The following is a 1755-nucleotide window of genomic DNA, read 5'->3' as shown; positions in this document are numbered from 1 at the left end:
ATGACACGGGCCCGTACTTCCAGGCGCTGATGCGCGAGACCTTCGCGCGCCACCCGATCGTCGGCGAAGTGCACGGCCACGGGATGGTCGCGAGCCTGCAGCTCGCCGAATCGCCGGCCGAACGCCGTCGCTTCAAGAACGGCGGCGACGTCGGCACGGTCTGCCGCGACTTCTGCTTCAACGGGAACCTGATCATGCGTGCGACCGGCGACCGGATGCTGCTGTCGCCGCCGCTCGTGATCTCGCGTCAGGAAATCGATGAACTCGTATCGAAGGCGAAGAAGGCCGTCGATGCGACCGCCCAGCAACTGGGCCTTTCGTAACGGCTTTGTCTCAGGACGTGCGGCGGGCGCCGCACGCCACCATAACCCAGGGGAATTCCACCATGCGTGCCTGCTTTCTTCGCCAAGCCTGTTCCGTTGCGGCCCTTGCCGCAGCGGCCGCGTTCACGTCGGTCGCCAGTCCGTCGGCGCATGCCGAGGACCTGAACATCTACAACTGGTCCGACTACATCGCACCGGACACGATCCCGAACTTCCAGAAACAGACGGGCATTCACGTCAAGTACGACAACTACGACAGCGACGACACGCTGCAGGCAAAGCTGCTGGCAGGCAGCTCGGGCTACGACATCGTCGTGCCGACCTCGAACTACATGGCCAAGCAGATCCAGGCAGGCGTGTACCAGAAGCTCGACAAGTCGAAGATCCCGAACCTCGCGAACCTCGATCCGCTGCTGATGAAGATGATCGCCGACGCGGATCCGGGCAACCAGTACGGCGTGCCCTGGGCCTACGGCACGGACGGCATCGGCTACAACGCACAGGCCGTGAAGAAGGCGCTCGGCGACAAGGCGCCGGTCGACAGCTGGGCCCTGGTGTTCGACCCGGCCAACATGGAAAAGCTGAAAGGCTGCGGCGTCTCGTTCCTCGACCAGGCCGTCGACGTGTTCGCGGCGACACTGCAATACATGGGCAAGAACCCGAACAGCACCAACCCCGCCGACTACCAGGCTGCGTTCGAAGTCCTGAAGAAAGTCCGCCCGTACATCACCCAGTTCAACTCGTCCGGCTACATCAACGACCTCGCGAACAACGACGTGTGCGTCGCGCTCGGCTGGTCGGGCGACGTCGGCATCGCGCATCGCCGCTCGGCCGAAGCGAAGCGCTCGTACGACATCAAGTTCTCGAATCCGAAGGAAGGCGGTCTGCTGTGGTTCGACGTGATGGTGATCCCGAAGGATGCGCCGCACCCCGAAGCCGCGATGAAGTGGATCAACTACGTGTCCGATCCGAAGGTCAACGCGGCGATCACCAACACGGTGTTCTACCCGACCGCGAACAAGGCCGCGCACCAGTTCGTCACGCCGGCCGTCGCACAGGACCAGACGGTCTATCCGCCTGAAGACGTGCTGAAGAAGATGGTGCTGATGAAGCCGATGCCGGCCGACATCCTGCGCCTCCAGAACCGTCTGTGGGCGCAGTTGAAGACCGGCCACTGATCGCAACCCGTCACGGCGGCGCAGGCATCGGCTGAACGCCTGCCCGCCCGGGATCCGCGGACGAACGTCCGCCCGCGCACGCCGCGCACCCCTGTTCCATCCGGCACGAGCCGTTGTCCGCGAGTCGCGTTGCGCGCCTCGTGCGGGAACGCTCACGCCTGAAATCCGTGAAGAACGAATGGTGACTCCCATGCAATCGATACCCTCTTCCGCCGCCGCACGCCATACCCAACCGGCCGCCGCGGCCCGTTCGA

At 64.3% G+C, this 1755-nt stretch carries 1 protein-coding gene and 1 pseudogene; both read left to right on the top strand.

The genetic code is table 11. The features are described from left to right. Positions 1–323, top strand: a pseudogene (locus J7024_RS36890) (aspartate aminotransferase family protein); the annotation flags it as partial. A gap of 62 nt (positions 324–385) precedes the next feature. After that, positions 386–1501 carry a polyamine ABC transporter substrate-binding protein gene (locus tag J7024_RS36885; protein ID WP_124831035.1) on the top strand — a complete coding sequence of 372 codons (1116 nt, stop codon included), beginning with the start codon at positions 386–388 and terminating at the stop codon, positions 1499–1501. Positions 1502–1755: the final 254 nt, after the last annotated feature.

The organism is Burkholderia sp. WTPI3 (genome assembly GCF_021483755.1).
Lineage (GTDB): Bacteria > Pseudomonadota > Gammaproteobacteria > Burkholderiales > Burkholderiaceae > Burkholderia.
The sequence above is the reverse complement of the archived record's forward strand: the minus strand, read 5'-3'. Positions and strand labels throughout refer to the sequence as shown.